Origin of the sequence: Streptomyces sp. NPDC051561 (assembly GCF_044454195.1) — a bacterium.
In the GTDB taxonomy this organism is placed as follows: Bacteria; Actinomycetota; Actinomycetes; order Streptomycetales; family Streptomycetaceae; genus Streptomyces.
In genome coordinates, this window is sequence record NZ_JBITDM010000006.1 from 185,558 (window position 1) to 200,419 (window position 14,862).

Annotated in this window: 19 protein-coding genes and 1 pseudogene; 3 read left to right on the plus strand and 17 right to left on the minus strand. The window is 69.5% G+C overall.

The features are described 5' to 3' along the window. The 13 genes from ACIA73_RS16735 to ACIA73_RS16795 all read right to left on the minus strand — a co-directional run bounded on the left by ACIA73_RS16735 (nucleotide 1) and on the right by ACIA73_RS16795 (nucleotide 7,328). Complete coding sequence (locus tag ACIA73_RS16735) at nucleotides 1-588, minus strand: DUF6624 domain-containing protein (RefSeq protein ID WP_399439247.1); 588 nt, start codon at nucleotides 586-588, stop codon at nucleotides 1-3. Continuing rightward, entirely contained in the window at nucleotides 588-1,199 is a 612-nt protein-coding gene (locus ACIA73_RS16740; RefSeq protein WP_399439248.1) for a hypothetical protein, read from the minus strand. The genes ACIA73_RS16735 and ACIA73_RS16740 overlap by 1 nt, the downstream gene beginning before the upstream one ends. Continuing rightward, nucleotides 1,196-1,603, minus strand: coding sequence for a hypothetical protein (locus ACIA73_RS16745; protein ID WP_399439249.1), 408 nt, complete (start codon nucleotides 1,601-1,603; stop codon nucleotides 1,196-1,198). The genes ACIA73_RS16740 and ACIA73_RS16745 overlap by 4 nt, the downstream gene beginning before the upstream one ends. 29 nt (nucleotides 1,604-1,632) lie before the next feature. Then, the gene (locus tag ACIA73_RS16750; RefSeq protein ID WP_399439250.1) at nucleotides 1,633-2,136 is read right to left on the minus strand and encodes an NUDIX domain-containing protein; all 504 of its coding nucleotides are present in this window, start codon (nucleotides 2,134-2,136) and stop codon (nucleotides 1,633-1,635) included. Between the two features lie 110 nt (nucleotides 2,137-2,246). Then, the gene (locus tag ACIA73_RS16755; RefSeq protein WP_399439251.1) at nucleotides 2,247-2,750 is read right to left on the minus strand and encodes a hypothetical protein; all 504 of its coding nucleotides are present in this window, start codon (nucleotides 2,748-2,750) and stop codon (nucleotides 2,247-2,249) included. Between the two features lie 65 nt (nucleotides 2,751-2,815). Continuing rightward, nucleotides 2,816-3,277 carry a DUF6082 family protein gene (locus tag ACIA73_RS16760; RefSeq protein WP_399439252.1) on the minus strand — a complete coding sequence of 154 codons (462 nt, stop codon included), beginning with the start codon at nucleotides 3,275-3,277 and terminating at the stop codon, nucleotides 2,816-2,818. Next, nucleotides 3,274-3,846 (minus strand): helix-turn-helix domain-containing protein, encoded by a 573-nt coding sequence (locus tag ACIA73_RS16765; RefSeq protein WP_399439253.1) that lies wholly within the window; start codon nucleotides 3,844-3,846, stop codon nucleotides 3,274-3,276. The genes ACIA73_RS16760 and ACIA73_RS16765 overlap by 4 nt, the downstream gene beginning before the upstream one ends. Continuing rightward, the gene (locus tag ACIA73_RS16770) at nucleotides 3,843-4,871 is read right to left on the minus strand and encodes a phosphotransferase family protein (protein WP_399439254.1); all 1,029 of its coding nucleotides are present in this window, start codon (nucleotides 4,869-4,871) and stop codon (nucleotides 3,843-3,845) included. Before ACIA73_RS16770 ends, ACIA73_RS16765 begins: the two co-directional genes overlap by 4 nt. After that, a complete protein-coding gene (locus ACIA73_RS16775; protein WP_399439255.1) occupies nucleotides 4,868-5,437 on the minus strand; it encodes a hypothetical protein in 570 nt (189 codons plus the stop codon). Before ACIA73_RS16775 ends, ACIA73_RS16770 begins: the two co-directional genes overlap by 4 nt. Then, complete coding sequence (locus ACIA73_RS16780; protein ID WP_399439256.1) at nucleotides 5,431-5,922, minus strand: GntR family transcriptional regulator; 492 nt, start codon at nucleotides 5,920-5,922, stop codon at nucleotides 5,431-5,433. The genes ACIA73_RS16775 and ACIA73_RS16780 overlap by 7 nt, the downstream gene beginning before the upstream one ends. A gap of 262 nt (nucleotides 5,923-6,184) precedes the next feature. Further along, nucleotides 6,185-6,664: a GntR family transcriptional regulator gene (locus ACIA73_RS16785; protein ID WP_399439258.1), complete on the minus strand. Its 480-nt coding sequence runs from the start codon at nucleotides 6,662-6,664 to the stop codon at nucleotides 6,185-6,187. Beyond that, entirely contained in the window at nucleotides 6,661-6,849 is a 189-nt protein-coding gene (locus ACIA73_RS16790; protein ID WP_399439436.1) for a DUF5999 family protein, read from the minus strand. Before ACIA73_RS16790 ends, ACIA73_RS16785 begins: the two co-directional genes overlap by 4 nt. A 38-nt stretch (nucleotides 6,850-6,887) precedes the next feature. Beyond that, nucleotides 6,888-7,328: a hypothetical protein gene (locus ACIA73_RS16795; protein WP_399439259.1), complete on the minus strand. Its 441-nt coding sequence runs from the start codon at nucleotides 7,326-7,328 to the stop codon at nucleotides 6,888-6,890. Between the two features lie 1,192 nt (nucleotides 7,329-8,520). On the opposite strand from ACIA73_RS16795, the gene ACIA73_RS16800 reads away from it, so the two are divergent. Both ACIA73_RS16800 and ACIA73_RS16805 read left to right on the plus strand, forming a co-directional pair. Continuing rightward, nucleotides 8,521-9,387 (plus strand): helix-turn-helix domain-containing protein, encoded by an 867-nt coding sequence (locus ACIA73_RS16800; protein ID WP_399439437.1) that lies wholly within the window; start codon nucleotides 8,521-8,523, stop codon nucleotides 9,385-9,387. A 203-nt stretch (nucleotides 9,388-9,590) separates the two neighbouring features. Next, nucleotides 9,591-9,782, plus strand: a complete 192-nt coding sequence (locus ACIA73_RS16805; RefSeq protein ID WP_399439260.1) for a DUF397 domain-containing protein — start codon at nucleotides 9,591-9,593, stop codon at nucleotides 9,780-9,782. A 409-nt stretch (nucleotides 9,783-10,191) separates the two neighbouring features. Here the strand turns inward: ACIA73_RS16805 and ACIA73_RS16810 are convergent, their stop codons facing one another. Further along, nucleotides 10,192-10,521, minus strand: coding sequence for a nucleoside triphosphate pyrophosphohydrolase (locus tag ACIA73_RS16810; RefSeq protein ID WP_399439261.1), 330 nt, complete (start codon nucleotides 10,519-10,521; stop codon nucleotides 10,192-10,194). Nucleotides 10,522-10,912: 391 nt separating this feature from the next. Between ACIA73_RS16810 and ACIA73_RS16815 the strand changes: the two genes are divergently transcribed. After that, the gene (locus ACIA73_RS16815) at nucleotides 10,913-12,124 is read left to right on the plus strand and encodes an MFS transporter (protein WP_399439262.1); all 1,212 of its coding nucleotides are present in this window, start codon (nucleotides 10,913-10,915) and stop codon (nucleotides 12,122-12,124) included. Between the two features lie 818 nt (nucleotides 12,125-12,942). Here ACIA73_RS16815 and ACIA73_RS16820 read toward each other — a convergent pair. The 3 genes and pseudogenes from ACIA73_RS16820 to ACIA73_RS16830 form a co-directional block, all read right to left on the minus strand. After that, nucleotides 12,943-13,425: pseudogene (locus tag ACIA73_RS16820) on the minus strand (TfuA-like protein); the annotation flags it as partial. Further along, on the minus strand, nucleotides 13,422-14,591 hold the full coding sequence (locus ACIA73_RS16825; protein WP_399439263.1) for a YcaO-like family protein: 1,170 nt from the start codon (nucleotides 14,589-14,591) through the stop codon (nucleotides 13,422-13,424). The pseudogene ACIA73_RS16820 and the gene ACIA73_RS16825, both read right to left, overlap by 4 nt. A 93-nt stretch (nucleotides 14,592-14,684) precedes the next feature. Next, nucleotides 14,685-14,840 (minus strand): hypothetical protein, encoded by a 156-nt coding sequence (locus ACIA73_RS16830; RefSeq protein ID WP_399439264.1) that lies wholly within the window; start codon nucleotides 14,838-14,840, stop codon nucleotides 14,685-14,687. Nucleotides 14,841-14,862: the final 22 nt, after the last annotated feature.

Sequence of the window (14,862 nt, forward strand, 5' to 3'; positions counted from 1 at the left end):
TCAGGCGTTCGCGAGCAGCAAAGTGGGCGCGGGCTCGACGGAAGGGTCGTCGTCCTCGTCCTGGCGCAGAAGAGCGGCGTATCGCTGGAGCAGCTGGGCGCGGGCAGCGGCGTACGGAGGCAGGCCGGCTGCGGCCCGGCGGGTGTCCAGGTGTTTCGGATCGGCGATGGGCAGTGCGTTCAGCGTCCCGTTGACGAGGCAATTCTGCGTGGCGTGGAGCTGCGGCTGCCCGGCGCCGACGTTGCACCGGTCGTGGAGATGGGCCCACAGGGGCAGCAGCGTGAGGTCCGTGTCGGCGGCCGTGCGCAGATAGCCCAGGGCGAGGTACTGGACGCCGGGGGAGTGGTCGGCGTGCAGGGCGATGCGCCAGGCCGCCGCCGTTCCCACGTCGCCGACGAGTGCGCGGTCCGGCCACCCGTGAACGTCCAGGACCTGCTGGAGGACTTCGATGTTCGCCTGCTGCTGCCGGACGCCGGCGTCGTACGCCCCTGCGGGGAGCTGGCCGCGTACGAGTCGGGCGCGGAACGCGCGGTCCGCGGCGGCGCGTTGGATGAGGTCCTGGGCGAGGTCAGGCCGTTGTGGGGGCATCACTCGTGTACCTCCGTGCTGGGGTTCAGTGCGTCCGTGATGGAGCGGGCTGTGTCGACGGAGAGGAGGGGAAACCGCACGGCGGCGTCGCCGCAGCACGGTTGCGGGCAGGAGGGCTCGAACCCGACGATCACGCCGTCACGGTCGTTGGTGACGCTCGCCAAAGCGCTGGCGATCCTGCGGATGAGCGGCGCGGCCTGTGACGACTCCAGGATGTCCATGGCGAGGACCCCGTCGGGGAGTGGCGGGGCGCCCAGAAGCATGGCGAGGTGATCGGCGGCGTCCACGTCGACACGGCCGAGGGCGACCATGCCGTTGCGGGCCCTCGGGACGGGGAAGCTCAGGGAACGGGCGAGGAGCGCCGCGTGCAGGCTGGCTGCGGCCTCGTGGGCATCGTCCTGCGCATAGCGGAGGAGCCGGGTGAGGTGGGTGGCGTCGGCTCCCCCGAGCGGGGGGAGGCAGATGGACGGGGTGGTCCCACGGTCTTCGACGATGGGAGCCAGTGCGCTGAGCCCTACGGCTGACATCTCGTGGTGCAGCGCTTCCGCGAGGGCCTCCATCTTCTGAAGGGCGGTCTGGTTGTCGGCGAGCGGCGGCGGGGAGAAGCTCATGCGGTCAGCTGCTTCCGGTCCGGCGTGGACGTGGGCTGATGGAGCGGGACGAGGCAGCGGAGCACGGTGAGGATGCGGGTGCCGCCCGCGTCCGCGGGCGGATAAGAAGCGGTGGTGTCGGGGCGTACCAGGGCGGTGTTGGCTGCGGGTTCGAGGGCAATGCGCAGCGGGTTCGTCGGGGCCCAGGAGGCCGTACGTACGTCGAAAGCGGACCCGGGCAGGTACGGGTACGACGCCCCGGCCCCGGCCGTGTACGACACCGGTGTCGTGGTCGGTGCGGCCACGGGCGGGGCGGGGGCCGGTTCCTGGCCCCCGGCCAACAGAACGGCGGCTCCGAGTACCAGGGCGGCACCGGCGGGTGTCGGGGGACGCATGGTGCGCGGTGGTGGAGTGCGGTGAGGCATGGAGGTCTCCGGAATCGGCGCAGAGTCGGCTAGCGGGCGGACATTCCTTCGATGCGCAGTCCACGGCGGGAGGGGTGGGCGAGCGCGGCCAGTGCCTCGGTGATCCGCCGGGCCTGGTAGGGAAGGCAGTAGGTGTCCAGCTGGTCCGGCGGGCAGAACACCCAGCTGATGAGCTCCGGCTCCTGGCCGGGGAGTCCTGCGGGCAGGACGATGGCGGCGTCGTCGGCGATCACCCCGGCGTCGAAGACGAAGTTGTATCCCTCGACGGCGTCCTTCTTCGGGTTGGCGGGGATGTAGTCGACGAGCAGCAGGTCGCCGATGACGAGCTGGGTGAGCCCGGTCTCCTCGACAGCCTCCCGGTACGCGGCGTGCTGGGGTTCCTCGTCCGGGTGGGCGCCGCCGCCGACGAGGATGTGGCCTTCCTTGTAGGAGGGGTTGACGATCAGTACCTCGCCGCCGGTGTTGCGGATGAGGGCCAGGGCGCCGATGCGGCGCTGGCCGGGCTGGCTGTAGTCGGTGTCCGCGTGGGCCATGAAAACTCCTGGTGTGTGGTGGAACGGTGGCGGGGGCTGGTGGTGCGGGATACCGGGGGCTTCGGCGAGGGGTGCTCTGGCTCGGGGGCAGGAGCGCTGCGCTGGCGGGTTCAGGTGCGCGGGGTGGTGACGCGGGACCGTGCTGCTGTCAGATCGGCGGGAGGGATGGCCAGCAGGGTGGGTGTGGCGAGATAGACGGCGTGGGCGTACGTCGCGGCGCCCAGTTCTCGGAGCACGCCTTTGCCCAGTGCGTCCAGAGCCCCCTGGGTGATGCTGCGGTCCTTTGCCATGGTGTGGTCGGTGCGGCCCAGGACGAGGTCGGCGACGAAGACCAGAGCCTGGTCTGTGAGGTACAGCCGTTCCTGTGACGGCGCGGGGATCTGGTCCAGCACCACGGCGTGGAACATCACCGCCCCGGCACGAGTGGCGGCCTTGAGGTCGTAGGACGCTTGCTGGATGAGCTCGCGGGCTTCGCGCCGTCTGAAGCCGTGTTCCGCGCTGATCACCTTCGGGCTCAGGCCACGGGCGAAGAGATGCAGCAGCTCTTGCGCTCGGGGCGACAGCCGGTCGGGGGCCGGTATTCGGGTGGGCTGGGACAGTGTGCTGAGGGTCATCGGGGATCCCGGAGGCCGGAGGGAAGAACGGAAGAGGAGTGCGGGCCTGGCCGTGCTGGCCGGGGTCAGAAATTGCTAACGGTCTCGCCGGTTTCGTCGGCGTAGACCTCGTCGAGGACCTCGTACACCCGCAGCGTCCGGGTGTCGCAGGCGAGGTCGCCGTACCAGTGGTGGGCCCACTGCCAGAAGGCCGCGCCGGGCTCGGTGGCGAACATGGCCTTCGCGGCGGTCCGGATCTCGGCCAGCGAAAGGGCCCGGCTGCGGTAGCCCGCCACCCACAGCGCCACCCACGCGTGCTGCTGCAGCATCTGCACCTGCCGGGCAGGCCCGGCATCCTCGAACTGTGCCCACCCTGAACGGAGTTCCACGTGCTTCGCTACCGTGCCGAGGAACTGCTGCTGGCCCTCGCGGATGAAGCCGGCCTGGGCGCGGGCGCCCTGGCGGTGCGCGAGGCGGTAGGCAGCGCCCAGGATCGCGGATCCCAGGACGGCGGCGGCCAGCAGACGAGGCCGGGGGGTGTGGTTCATGCCGTGCTCCGTGACGTGGGGAGGGAGAGCTGCGGGCCGGGAGGTGAGGGGGCGGAGTTGCAGGAGAGGTGCGGGGCGGGGGTGAGGGTGGCGCCCCCGGCCGTGTGCACGTGCGCGGGGCCGAGCACTTGGTGCTGCCAAGCCATGGTGATCAGGTGGTGGGTGCTGACAGCTCCCGTGGCGTGCTGCAGGAGCCGGATGCGCAGCCACCATGCGGTCAGGCCGCAGTGCAGGTGCCAGGCGCCTTCCCTGTGGGTCATGCCCATGGCCAGCAGGCCCAGGAGCGATGGGAGATCAGCGTCGATGACCTTCCGGCCGGTGGAGGGCAGCGGGGTACCGGCGTAGGCGGGCCGGGGCACGATGCCCAGCAGGTAGGAGGCGTGGACGAGGGCGCAGCGGCCTGAGACACCGAGGTACTGGCCGCATGTGTTGCTAGCCCGGTAGACCTGGTTCGGCGACAGGCCGAGCGCTCGCGCCGCTTCGGCACCGTTGTCGCCCTGGGCGAAGCGGTCGAGCACTCGCACGTGACGCTCGTTCAGCAGACCGTGGGGGGCGTGGAACGTCTTCAACTGAACTCCCCTCTCGGAGAGACGGACGGGCGTTGCGGTTCCTGGGGGCGGTTGTTCTGTCGGGTGAGGACGAAGTCGGCCAGGCGCTCGCAGGCCCTGGTGTCCGCCGGTGGTTTGTGCTCGTGCCGGCGAGTGCCTGGCCGCTGGGCGGTCGACGGTGTGTCCTGGTCGGCTCGGAGGTGGGAGATCATGGTGTGGGCCTGCGCGACCGTCTCCTTGTCGCTGTGGAGGCGGCCCCATTGCAGGGCCTGCAAGGCGTCCAGGGCGGCGCACTGGCGCATGACCCGGTGCTCGGTCCTGGTGAAATTGCGGCCGTACCCCGCACGGAAGGCCGTATCGAGATCGGGCCGTCCCCGCAGGACGCGGTACCCGAGCCGTGCGAGATCGGTACAGGCGGCGGGCGCCCCCACGGCCGCCTCGAAGTCGACGACGCGCAGGTGCCTTCCGTCCCAGAGCCAGTTGCGCGGCATCCAGTCCCCGTGCACAGCAACCCGCGGCAGTTTCGGCGGCGGCCCGTCGGACAGCAGCATCGCCAGGAGGTCGGCCGAAGCCTCGGGGAGCGCGAGCAACTCGGCCTGCACCTGGGTGAGTTTGTCGTGCCAGGTAACGCTTCCGGGCGTCGGGGCGGGGGCGGGCTGGGCGTGGAGCAGAGCGAGCACCTCTCCGGCCTGGTGGTAGACCTCGATCTCCTCGGCGGCCGTCAAGGACAATGCGGAGACCGGGACGCCCGGGACCCGCGTCAGGATGAGGGTGCGCGTGTTCTCGTGCGCCGAGGCCAGGAGCGGGGCCCGGTCGATGCCCAGAGCTGGGACGATCCTCTTGTAGGCGGCGTATTCCCGCTGGAAGGTTGAGGTTGTGACGTGTTGTTTGACGACCCGCCGGAAGCCCATCCCGGGCGGTCCGGACTCCACCTCCCACACGCGGTTACGCAGCGGGCCGTGCCAGGAAAGGTCCGCGACGACGCGGCAAGGTTCTCTGGTCGCACCCCTGAGCAGGGTCTGTACCTGGTCGGGCAGCTCGATCACGAAGCGCTCCAGTGGAAGGCCGGCACCCACGGTGGGGGGACGGGGACAGGACGGCCGGACGGTAGGAGCGGCGCCGGGCGCCGGACCCAGGTGCAGCGCGGGGCGTCGGGCAGCGGCCGTACGGGGTCGTACTGGCGGCCCGAGATCGTGAACACATGCCGTGTACCGATCACCCGGTCCTGCCAGCCCCGCGTCATCAGATGCCAGGTGCTCGCCGCGCTGGTGACGTCCTGTAGGTACAGCAGACGCACCCGCAGCGTCTCGCGGGAAATGCCCAGGTGCCGCGCCGCCCCCGCTTGGCCAGCTCCGCTCGCCAAGAGCTCCAGAATGCGGACGTCGCGCACAGCCAGGGGCGTCGGATGACGGCGCGGTGGACGGGAAACGGCGCCGACCAGGTACCCGACGTGCACCAACGCGGTGCGCCCTGAGACGCCAAGACGCTGAGCGCACCGGTCGGTGGCGGTGTACACCGCTCTCACCGGAACGTCCAGGTGGCGGGCGGCGGCCTCGGCGTTGTCGCCCGCGGCGAATCGGCCGACGACGTCTCGCTGGAAGGAGGTCAGCATGGTGCCGCCCCGGCGGCATCGGAAATGTAGAGGCCGGGGCCGTACGGCTCGTCCTGAATGCGCAGCGTTCCGTCAGCGATCAGGCGATGGCAGGCGCGGCGTACTTCGCTGCTGCTGAGAAGGAAGTCGTGGGCCAGGAAGCCGGTCGGCAGAGCCGAGCCGGGCTGGTAGTACCCGGCTTGGACGCTGTCGCGCACACAGACATCCAGAGCTACGTCGGCCGGGTGCAGTTCGGTGGGCCCCAAGATCCTCCTGCCAGCCAGCAGTCCCTCGGTCTCCAGACGGCGGCGGGCACGGAAGACCGAGTCCTGCGCGACATCGAGTGCAGCGGCGAGAGTGCGGTCGGACGGCAGATGGGACCCCGGCCTGCACTGGGTGTGGAGGTGCTCGTGTAGGAGCTTCGCCGCCCGGGCGACCGACTGGCGTTCCCATGAGCCGGTGATGTACCAGGACGGGGGTGCGTCCGGCGCGTACGCGATGGTCACGTCGTGCTCCAGATCGGATCAACAAGGTTAAAAGAAAAGGGAGTTGGGATGGCACCGCCCCTAGGAGGAAGGGGAAGGGGCGGCGCCAGGGGAAGGGCGCCCGGCCGTGTCGATCGGCATCGGTGCCGCCGGTTCCCCTGGTCCCGCACCCCTGCCACGACAGCCGGCCTTGCGGTGGGCCAATGGTTGGGCTAGGGCGCGGGACGCTGAAGGGCGCCCCACGGTGCGGGTACAGTGCCACCGGACCGCAGGGCGGCCCGGTCTAGGAGTGTGGCTCGGGCAGGGCGTACTCGCGCGGTTCGCGCACCCACAGCACCTGCGGGGCCAACGGGTTGCTGCCGAGATAGCCCTCGTGGCGAGCCCACTTGCACCCCTGCTCGGCGACTGCCCGGCTCACGCCGAGCTCGGCCGCGAGCGCGGGCGGATGGATCGTCCGCCCAGGGGTGTACGTGCCGGTGGCAATCCGGGTCCTCAGCGCCATGGCGGTCCGGGCGACGGGGCCCGGCTCGGCGGGGTCGGCCAGAACGTACGGGCGGTGGCTGCAGCCTCGCTCGATCAGGCCCTCGTCCGCGAGCCTGCCCAGCGCTTCGTGCAGGGTCTGCATGCCGACCTTCAGGTCGGCGGCCAGAGACTGCAGAAGGGGCAGGGGGGCTCCGGCCGGGTATGTGCCGGACGCGATCCGCTGGCGAAGGGCGGCCGTGGCCCGGCCGGCCGCCGTCAGGGAGCCTGCTGGCGCGATCATGCGGGCACCGGCGTCCGATGCGGGGCGATGATCTGCCCGTTCGGCAGCAACTCACCGGTGTCATCGAAGTGCAGTACGCCGTTGCACAGCAGCGCCCAGCCCTGTTCCGGGCGGGACACCGCGACGATGGCGGCCTCCCGGTCGGTGGACTCGGCAGGCGGGCACGGCGGCTGGTGCTGACACAGCATAAGGGGGTCCTTGGCTTGCGGGGGCGTGAAAGAGGTCAGACCGCTGTGAGGTGTCCTCCGGGAGAGAACTCCTGTGCGGCCAGAGCGGAAGCAGCAGAGGTGTAGCCGCCACGCCGAGGCGTCGGCCGCTGTCGTTTCGTTGCGTCCAACGCAGAAGCAGAGGGAGAACCGCCGTCGCGCCGCTGCGCGAGCCGCTGCAACTCCATGCCGATGAGTCGAATGCAGGGAGTGCACGCGATCAGGTCGGCCGTCGCGACGGGCGGCAGGAGCGGATCGCCGACGATCTCGACGGTGCCGATGGCAACCAGCCCGTCGGCGGGGGAAAGGGACCGTCCGCCGCACCACAGCCAGCACCGGCCGCTCTGCCCATGGGCAGCCACATACCGGACCGTGCGGTGCAGGCGGTCCAAGCACCCGTCGCAGACGTAGACCGGGGCGGCCCACCCGTGGTCCTTGACGGTGCCGGCGTGCTCCACGGTCCCTTCGCGGCGAAGACACCACAGAGCGCACACGGCCCGCCTGCGCTCTCCCGCGCTCATCGGGGGGCTCCGAGTTCGTCGGCGGCGCCGAGGTCGTCGGAATCCATGGGGGTGATGGAGGACTGCGGGCGCGTAATTAGAACGCCCGCTACCACCAGAACCAAGGCCCCGATCCCGAGACCCCAGCCCGAGCTGCTGGACAACGTTGCGTGAAGGGCGTCGATCACGATCCGGCCCTTCGCCCGCAGCGATCCGATTTCGCTCGCCGAGCATCAACCAGGCTACGTGGCGCGCTCGTTGAGGTCTCTCGTCCGAGCGTGTGGGAGCGGCCATAGAGCCGAAGCGCGTTGAGGATTGCCCCCCTGACTGCCTCGCCCGCGGTGAGGGGGAGCGGCGTCGGGGTAGCAAGCGCCCACGGTGGGGTCTCCCACCGAACGCCGGGCGAGGGCGGCAGCACCAACTGGGCGCTTGGGCCGGACGAGACGGCGACGTCGTCCACATTGGTGAGCGCCGCTCCGGTGCCAGCCTGCACCAGCAGGATCACTCGGCCGGTAGTGACCAGGCTGGGCACAGGTCCCGAGCGGTGTCGGCCCAGACGGACCAAGACAACCTGGCCCGCCGGCCGCGCGATCGAGACGGTGTCGAGGGTCGAACACGACGTGTATAAGGAAGCGCTTCCGGCTACCTCCGCATTCCCACTAGGGATGCAACTGGAGGCGACGGTCGAGATTCCCACGCTGACGGTCCAACCCAGTACGTCTTCGTAGCCGCGGATCAAGGCGGATCGATCACTGGTCGGCGGTGGCCAGACGCTAGGGGCCGTCATCACGCCCTCGACAGGGCGTGAACGTGGGGGAAGTGCCTGGCCGTGCTTCGAAGCTGAGCTTTACGTCGATCCGCGCTGTTCAGGATGGGGAGCATTGCCACGTCCTCGTCGTCTGTGAGGGGTAGGCGCGCAGCTCGGCCATGATCACTGGCCGTGGGCGCCCAACTGCCGTCTGTCGCGACTCGGTTGGAGTATGGCAGCGAAAACTTCGCCACGTAAAGTGATGTAGCGAAAATTTCGCAACACTGATTTTCGGTTCACTCTCAAGGGGTAACGGGCGCTACCGTCAGTCGTGGCAACGGGCAGTTGAGCGCTGGGGCGGTTGGCGTCAGACTGACGCCAACCACAGAACTGGGAGTGACGATGGCAGCAGTGCCCGACGAGCGGTCGGTGGCGATGTGCCGCATCCTGCTCAGGCTTCAACTTCGGCGATACCGCGAAGCCCGGGGCATGAGCGCCTCCTCCGTTGCCAAACGCTTCGGGTGGTCCATCGCCCGCATGACCCGCCTAGAGACGAGCAACAACGTCGTCGAAATGGGAGACGTCCGGTTGCTGTGTGATCTCTACGAAGTGCCGGCAGGTCAGCGGGACGAGCTGGAGGGCTACGCGCTGATCACCAAGACGAGGAAGGACTGGTGGGAGACGGCCCCGTTCAAGGGGGCTGTTCCCGCCTGGTTCAGCGCTTTCCTGGGCCTGGAGTCTGCTGCCGACAGCATCTGTATGTACCAGGGCGAATTCGTGCCTGGCCTGCTGCAGTCGCCGGACTATGCCTTGGCGATCCTGCGGCTCTCAGGGGCGGACGACAAGAAGATCGAGCTGAACGCTGAGGTGCGGATGAAGCGCCAAAGCATCCTCACGCGGACGGACTACGCACCCGCTGTGTCGGTCGTCCTGAACGAAGCCGTCCTCCGGCGTCCGGTCGGCGGAGCCGACGTGATGCGCAAGCAGCTGAACAGCATCGCTGCGGTGGCTCAGCTTCCGAATGTGACCGTCCGGGTACTACCCTTCCATGTGGGAGAGCACCCGGGCATGCACGGCCCCTTTCAGGTACTCACCTTCCCGGACTCCAGCGTGGAGGATCTTGCGTACGTCGAGAACCTCGTGGACGCGGGTGTCATCACGCAACCAGAGCTCGTTGACGCCTTCAAGGCGTCGCACGAGCAGCTGTCCGGCCTGGCGCTCTCGGAGGCCGAGTCCCTGGACATGCTCAACGAAGCCGCGCAAGGCTGAGACTTGCGGGTGCGCTCAAGTTCCGTGAACGGTGCGCCGGCCGACGTGCGAGGAACGGGCACGACACCTCCTGCGTCTCGCTGTAGACGCTGTGCGTACCTACGCGAAACTTGCTGGGCACCAAGAGCCAGGCGCCGATTTGGTGTGCTGTTCGAGGCGCACCCACTATGAGAAGTGCCCATGCAAGGTAAGGAGCAACACAGTTGAACGAGCAGCTGCACTACCGCAAGAGCAGCTACAGCGGTCAGAACGGCGGCGACTGCGTCGAGGTCGCTCAGGGGTCGACCGAAATCCACGTCCGGGACTCCAAGAACGTGGAGCGGGCGGGGATGAGCGTCGGACCCTCCGCGTGGACCGACTTCCTGAACTACGCCACCACCCAGCAGCCACGATAGAGCCCCGGCGATAGATTGCTATTCGATGGGGCTCTGGACCGGTGCCTGGGATATAGGCGCCGAGCCGGAGCCCCATCTGCCTTTTCGGCTGTCCCCACTCTGCCCCGCTCTCGCCTCACGACACCATGGCGTTACCACTACGACGGTCCTGCCATCCCGGAACTGGCAGCTACGGGCGACTGCTGACCGACGACAGAAGTGCATGTGGATCGTCGCCAGCAGGCGGTGCTCACGACGGGTCGGTTGGGGGGCCGCTCTGCTGCTTTCTCGGCTTCTCCGAGTCGGAACACTGTGATCGAGGGGGTGGTCCGTCATGCGGCAGGCGAAGCCATCGAGCCGCGTCGGTTAACCGTCGCGTCCGACGGCGTGCACGGAGTGGCTTACCGAGTGACGACCAAAGCGGCCGTGGTCAGCGGTTGCCGGTCCACACGGTCCGCTCCGCGAACCCCCCGCGCTCACTCGCCTTGGTCTCTCGGATCTCTTCCAGTTGCTCCCTGTTGATCCCGAGGTCCGCGGCGAGTGCGTGCACAACCTCGAGCACGTCCGCGAGCTCCTCTGGTGCCTTCTCGTCGTCGGCCTCCAGGACCTCGGTGGCCTCCTCGCAGAGCTTGTCCCGTAGCCGGGCGCGGTACTCCTGAGAACCCGCGGTGTAAGTGATCGGCTCGGCCCCGTCGTCGCGGATGATCTGCGGAATTCGGTCCCTCACCAGTTTGCCGGGCTTGCTGCGATAGCGGTCCACTGCTCGCACTCCTGCGTCTGCTGCTGCGAAGCGGTCCCTGACCGCCGTCCCTCCGTGGCGAGGAAGCCTAGGCAATACGCCTAACCGCTCGCCAGACCGCGAGCCCCCCGACGACCCCCGGGCGCATTGAGGCTAACAAGGGGCTTGCGACTTGGGACGTGCGCTGGGTCCCGGGTGCCGATTGATGCTTTTGAGGTAGACGATCTCTAGGTTGTCCTAGGGTGGTTCGAAGTTCCCGGCACTGTTCTGGTGCCGGGGCTTTGTGCTTCCTGGGCGGAGTTCGATCTTGAGGTATCTGCGGCAGAGCCCCTCGGATGGGGCACGGCCACGCGTCGGCCTTGCGGCCCGGTTTCGGGAAGCTGGTGCTCCTCTGGCTGTCCGCCCCTTCCGCTTGCACTTCGCGGCTCGGCTGCTCTCCTGGACCGGCTCGGCCGTCGCTCCGCTGGGACTGGCCTTCGCGGTGCTACAGCTCGGGGGAGGCGCGACCGGGCTCGGGCTGGTGCTCGCGGCCAGTGTGGTGCCGCAGATCCTGCTGCTCCTGGTCGGTGGTGTAGTCGCCGACCGGTGGTCGCGGGCGCGGGTGATGTTGTGGTCGAACGTGGTTTCCGCAACAGCCCAGGGCCTGGTGGCGCTGTTGTTGTGGTCGGGATCGGCCCGGTTGTGGCACCTCATCCTGACGTCGTCTGTGTGTGGGGCGGCGGGCGCGTTCTTCGGCCCGGCTGCCGGTGGCGTTGTGGTCGACGTGGTTCCTGTGCCCATGCGGCATGCGGCCAATGCGTTGCTGCGGATCGGGCAGAACGTCGTCAAGGTGGGTGGTCCTGCCCTTGGCGGAGTCCTGGTGGCGACCGCCGGCCCGGCGTGGGCGATCGGTTGGGATGCCCTCACCTTCCTCCTGGCAGCCGCGCTGTGTTCCCGCATCGATCTCGGCGACCGCCGTATCAAGATGCGGGCCGGGTTCCTGGCCGACCTGCGGGACGGATGGCTGGACTTCTCCTCGCGCCGCTGGCTGTGGATCATGGTTGTGCAGGGAGCTGTGGTGGTGCCGGTCTGGTTGGTCGGCTACCAGGCGCTGGGCCCGGTCTACGGCGACCGCTTCCTCGGAGGTGCCGCCCCATGGGGTCTGGTGGTCGCGGGCTTCACCGGGGGGCTGATCGCGGGAGCAGCGCTCGCTCTGATGTGGAAGCCGCACCTGGTAGGACTGGTGGTGTGTCTGGGGACGGGGTGCATGGCGCTGCCCCTTGCCGCGATGGCACTCTCGCTTCCCCTGGTCTTCCTGGTCGCGGCGGCCGGCGCAGCGGGTTGCGGGCTGGCTCTGAGCATGACGGTGTGGTCCGGTTTCGTTCAGGAGCGCATTCCCGCAGACCGCCTGGGGCGCACCCTGTCGTACGCCACCCTCGGACAGCTCTTGCCTGTCCCTGTCGGCTACCTGCTCGCGGGCCCGGCGTCGGCCGCACTCGGCGTCCGGCCGACGCTCGCCTGGGGTGCTGCGGTCATTGTTGCCGCAGCCGTCGTCCCGCTGGCGGTGGGACAGGTGAGGGGGCTATCGCGCAACGTGTCCGGCACCGTCTCGGGCACGGTTTCCTCGGCACGCGCGGAGAGGTAGAAGGCGCGGGCGACTTCGATCGCCCCGTCGAACGCGCGGAAGGCGCGGTCGCGGGCCGCGGCGTCCAGCGCCTGCTGGGCTGCGTCGCGAGGGAGGCCCCAGCGGTCGCGGAGGTGCTGTTCGATCCGGTCGGCGTTGAGGTGCGCCGTCGTGCGGCCAGGGCCGGTGGCTGAGACCGCAGCGTTGTGCAGGAACGCTGCCGAGACGCTGCGCGCCGTCGGCTGCGTTGGGTTGAGGAGGTCGCCGGACTCTGCATGATGGGAGGGCCACGCGGTCCACGCGCCGTCGAGGCGGGCCGCGCGGACGATGATGCGCAGCAGCTTCTCCGCGTCGCACAAGTCCGCGATTTCGGCAGGGGTGAGCCAGTGGGCGAGTTGCTCGCTGCTCAAGTCGGTGAAGTGCAGGCCCTGCTCGGCGGCCCTCCGCAGCGCGCCATGTTCTACGTCTGCGGGCGGGGTGCCCGGTGGAGCGACGGCGATCAGCACTCGTGCTCGCCAGCGCCGCGCGAAGTCGGGGTCGTAGAGCTGCTGGTGCTGGAGCAAGGGAAGGACCGGGAGTCCGTCGTCGGCTGGAGGGCCGGGGCGGTAGGCGGCGTCCCAGTAGCGGACGAAGCTGGTCCGCCACGTTGCCTCCCCTGCAGTAGCGGCTGGCGAGGTGTGGAGTGTGGCGGGGGCGGCAAGCAGCCGGAGGGCGGTCTCGGCGTCCTCCCGTTTGAGGTCGTAGGGGTGGGAGCGCCTCCAGCTGTCGAGCCTGGCGAAGGCGTCCTCCGCGCCGACGGCTGCGGCCCGAAGCCCCAGGGCAGCCCAGGTGCGGTGAGCGAAGGGGAGCCCTTGTGCCTGGGCGAGGAGCAGCTCGTTCTCCGCCAGCGTGAGATGGCCGGCCTCGACGGCGCGCTCCAGAGCGGCGCGGAGGTTGACCAGGGCCTCGGTGAGCGGCTGTCCGTCGGGCCCTTGGAGGACCGCGACCTCGTCGTCGGCCTCCAGGACGCGGTCCCTGTAGTGAGCGAAGATCTGGCCCACACCGATCATCCCGTACGGGCCCAGCTCCGCGGCCCGGAGTGCTCCCATGCTGGCGGCACCGAAGACGCTCACGCCGTCGTCGAGGACGGCGAGGATCTCCTTGTGCCGCACTGGAGCGCTCTGGTGCCAGAGCCCGTCGACGATCAGGACCGTGTCCCCACAGCCCACGCCGAGGCGCAGAAGGTCACCGTGACGTACGGGCGGGTGGACGACCGCGCCGGGACAGATCGACTGGATCTCGTCAGCGGGCAGCGTGGTTCCGGCGAATACGTGAATAGTCACGTGGCGCTCGCCTTCCGCGGTCGAGGGATCGTGTGCCGGGAGGTGTACCGCAGGTGCGGGGCAAGGACCTTGACGACGGCCAGAGTCTCCCGCTCGTACTTCCCCCAGGTGAGGGAGACGACCAGGGGAGGCACCCCGGTGATCGCCGCGATGGTTGCGGCGAGGTGGGTGGCTTCTTGGTCGTCCCTGGCGAATCCGACCGTGTAGCGGGCGGTGGCGTGCGCCCACGGCACCCTCTCGTCCTGTGCAGGAGCTGGGCCCTGCGGGCTCTCGGGCCGGTAGGCGGAGTAGTGGACGTCCTCGCGGCTGCCGGTGATCAGGGTGAGCCGGGACTGGGCGGCCTCAGTGATCGCCCGGGACAGTGCGACGTGCGGATCCAGGTGCGCCCCGGACCCAGAGACGAGTACGGAGGGCTGGTCTTCGCGCCACAGGAAGCACACGGCGACGGGAACGTTGAAGCGGTTGGGGAGGTGCCACAACTCCAGCCACGCACCGGCTTGTTGAAGACGTGCGACCAGGCCGGCGCAGTGCGGGTCGTCGATGCTGCTGGCGTCGATCAACTGGCCGCCGGCCCCGGGGTCGTCGAGCCTGCTGAGTACATCGCGTTCGATCACCTCGTACAGGCCGTGGACCGTGGCTTCGCTGGGGGTATTGCCGGAGGCGAGACCGTTGGTAGAGGCACTGGGAAGGTGCATGCGCCAGTCGGCGTGCTCCTCGCGGCCGAGCTGGACACACGCCCGCGGCAGCAGCACAGCTTCTCCGGACCGCGTAGAGCGGGCGGTGATCCAGTCCAGCCGGGTACGGGCGGTCAGCAGACTGCCGGGGTGCTGCTCCAGGGCCGTCACCACGTAGGGGAGGCCAAGCGCTTCGGCAGGGGTGCGGTGCAGGTCCGGGCCGGGGACGGCGCGCTCGGCGTGCCACGCCTCGATGGCTTCCATGGCGCCGGAGACCCGGGCCGCGTCGAGGGAGGCGCCCTTGCCCTGTGCCACGGAAAGGGTGCGCGCCAGCGGGCGGACCGCCATGGTGACCGGGATGCCGAGGTCGTCGAGGCCGGTGACGTCGGCAACGCGGGTGATGCCGTAGGAGCCCAGAAGGGGACGGATGGCCTCCCAGGTGTGGGCGGGGTGGCGGGTGCGGTGCGTGCCCTCGAAGTACGTCTTGCGCACGAGCTCCTCCTCCGGTTCCTCCTGTCGACCGGCGACGCCCGGCCGTCGCACCCCTGAGCAGGCGAGGGGCGCGACGGCCGGGCAGCGGAACGGTCAGACGGCCGGCTGCTCGTAGGTGTGGGTGTCGGGGAACGCGCTGTCCGGCACGGCCGGGTCACCGCCGCTGTTCTGCGGCAGGTTGCCCTCGGCGTGCAGTTCGGTCACGAAGTCGGCCGGGTCGAAGGTGGTCGTGGGGTTCACGGTGGGCATGACTTCCTCCTGGTTGCGGGAC

Coding starts and splice junctions, on each gene's coding strand:
- ACIA73_RS16800 (WP_399439437.1), top strand. CDS start 8,521: ATGGCAGCAGTGCCCGACGAGCGGTCGGTGGCGATGTGCCGCATCCTG.
- ACIA73_RS16735 (WP_399439247.1), bottom strand. CDS start 588: ATGCCCCCACAACGGCCTGACCTCGCCCAGGACCTCATCCAACGCGCC.
- ACIA73_RS16745 (WP_399439249.1), bottom strand. CDS start 1,603: ATGCCTCACCGCACTCCACCACCGCGCACCATGCGTCCCCCGACACCC.
- ACIA73_RS16785 (WP_399439258.1), bottom strand. CDS start 6,664: ATGATCGCGCCAGCAGGCTCCCTGACGGCGGCCGGCCGGGCCACGGCC.
- ACIA73_RS16750 (WP_399439250.1), bottom strand. CDS start 2,136: ATGGCCCACGCGGACACCGACTACAGCCAGCCCGGCCAGCGCCGCATC.
- ACIA73_RS16760 (WP_399439252.1), bottom strand. CDS start 3,277: ATGAACCACACCCCCCGGCCTCGTCTGCTGGCCGCCGCCGTCCTGGGA.
- ACIA73_RS16740 (WP_399439248.1), bottom strand. CDS start 1,199: ATGAGCTTCTCCCCGCCGCCGCTCGCCGACAACCAGACCGCCCTTCAG.
- ACIA73_RS16830 (WP_399439264.1), bottom strand. CDS start 14,840: ATGCCCACCGTGAACCCCACGACCACCTTCGACCCGGCCGACTTCGTG.
- ACIA73_RS16775 (WP_399439255.1), bottom strand. CDS start 5,437: ATGCTGACCTCCTTCCAGCGAGACGTCGTCGGCCGATTCGCCGCGGGC.
- ACIA73_RS16755 (WP_399439251.1), bottom strand. CDS start 2,750: ATGACCCTCAGCACACTGTCCCAGCCCACCCGAATACCGGCCCCCGAC.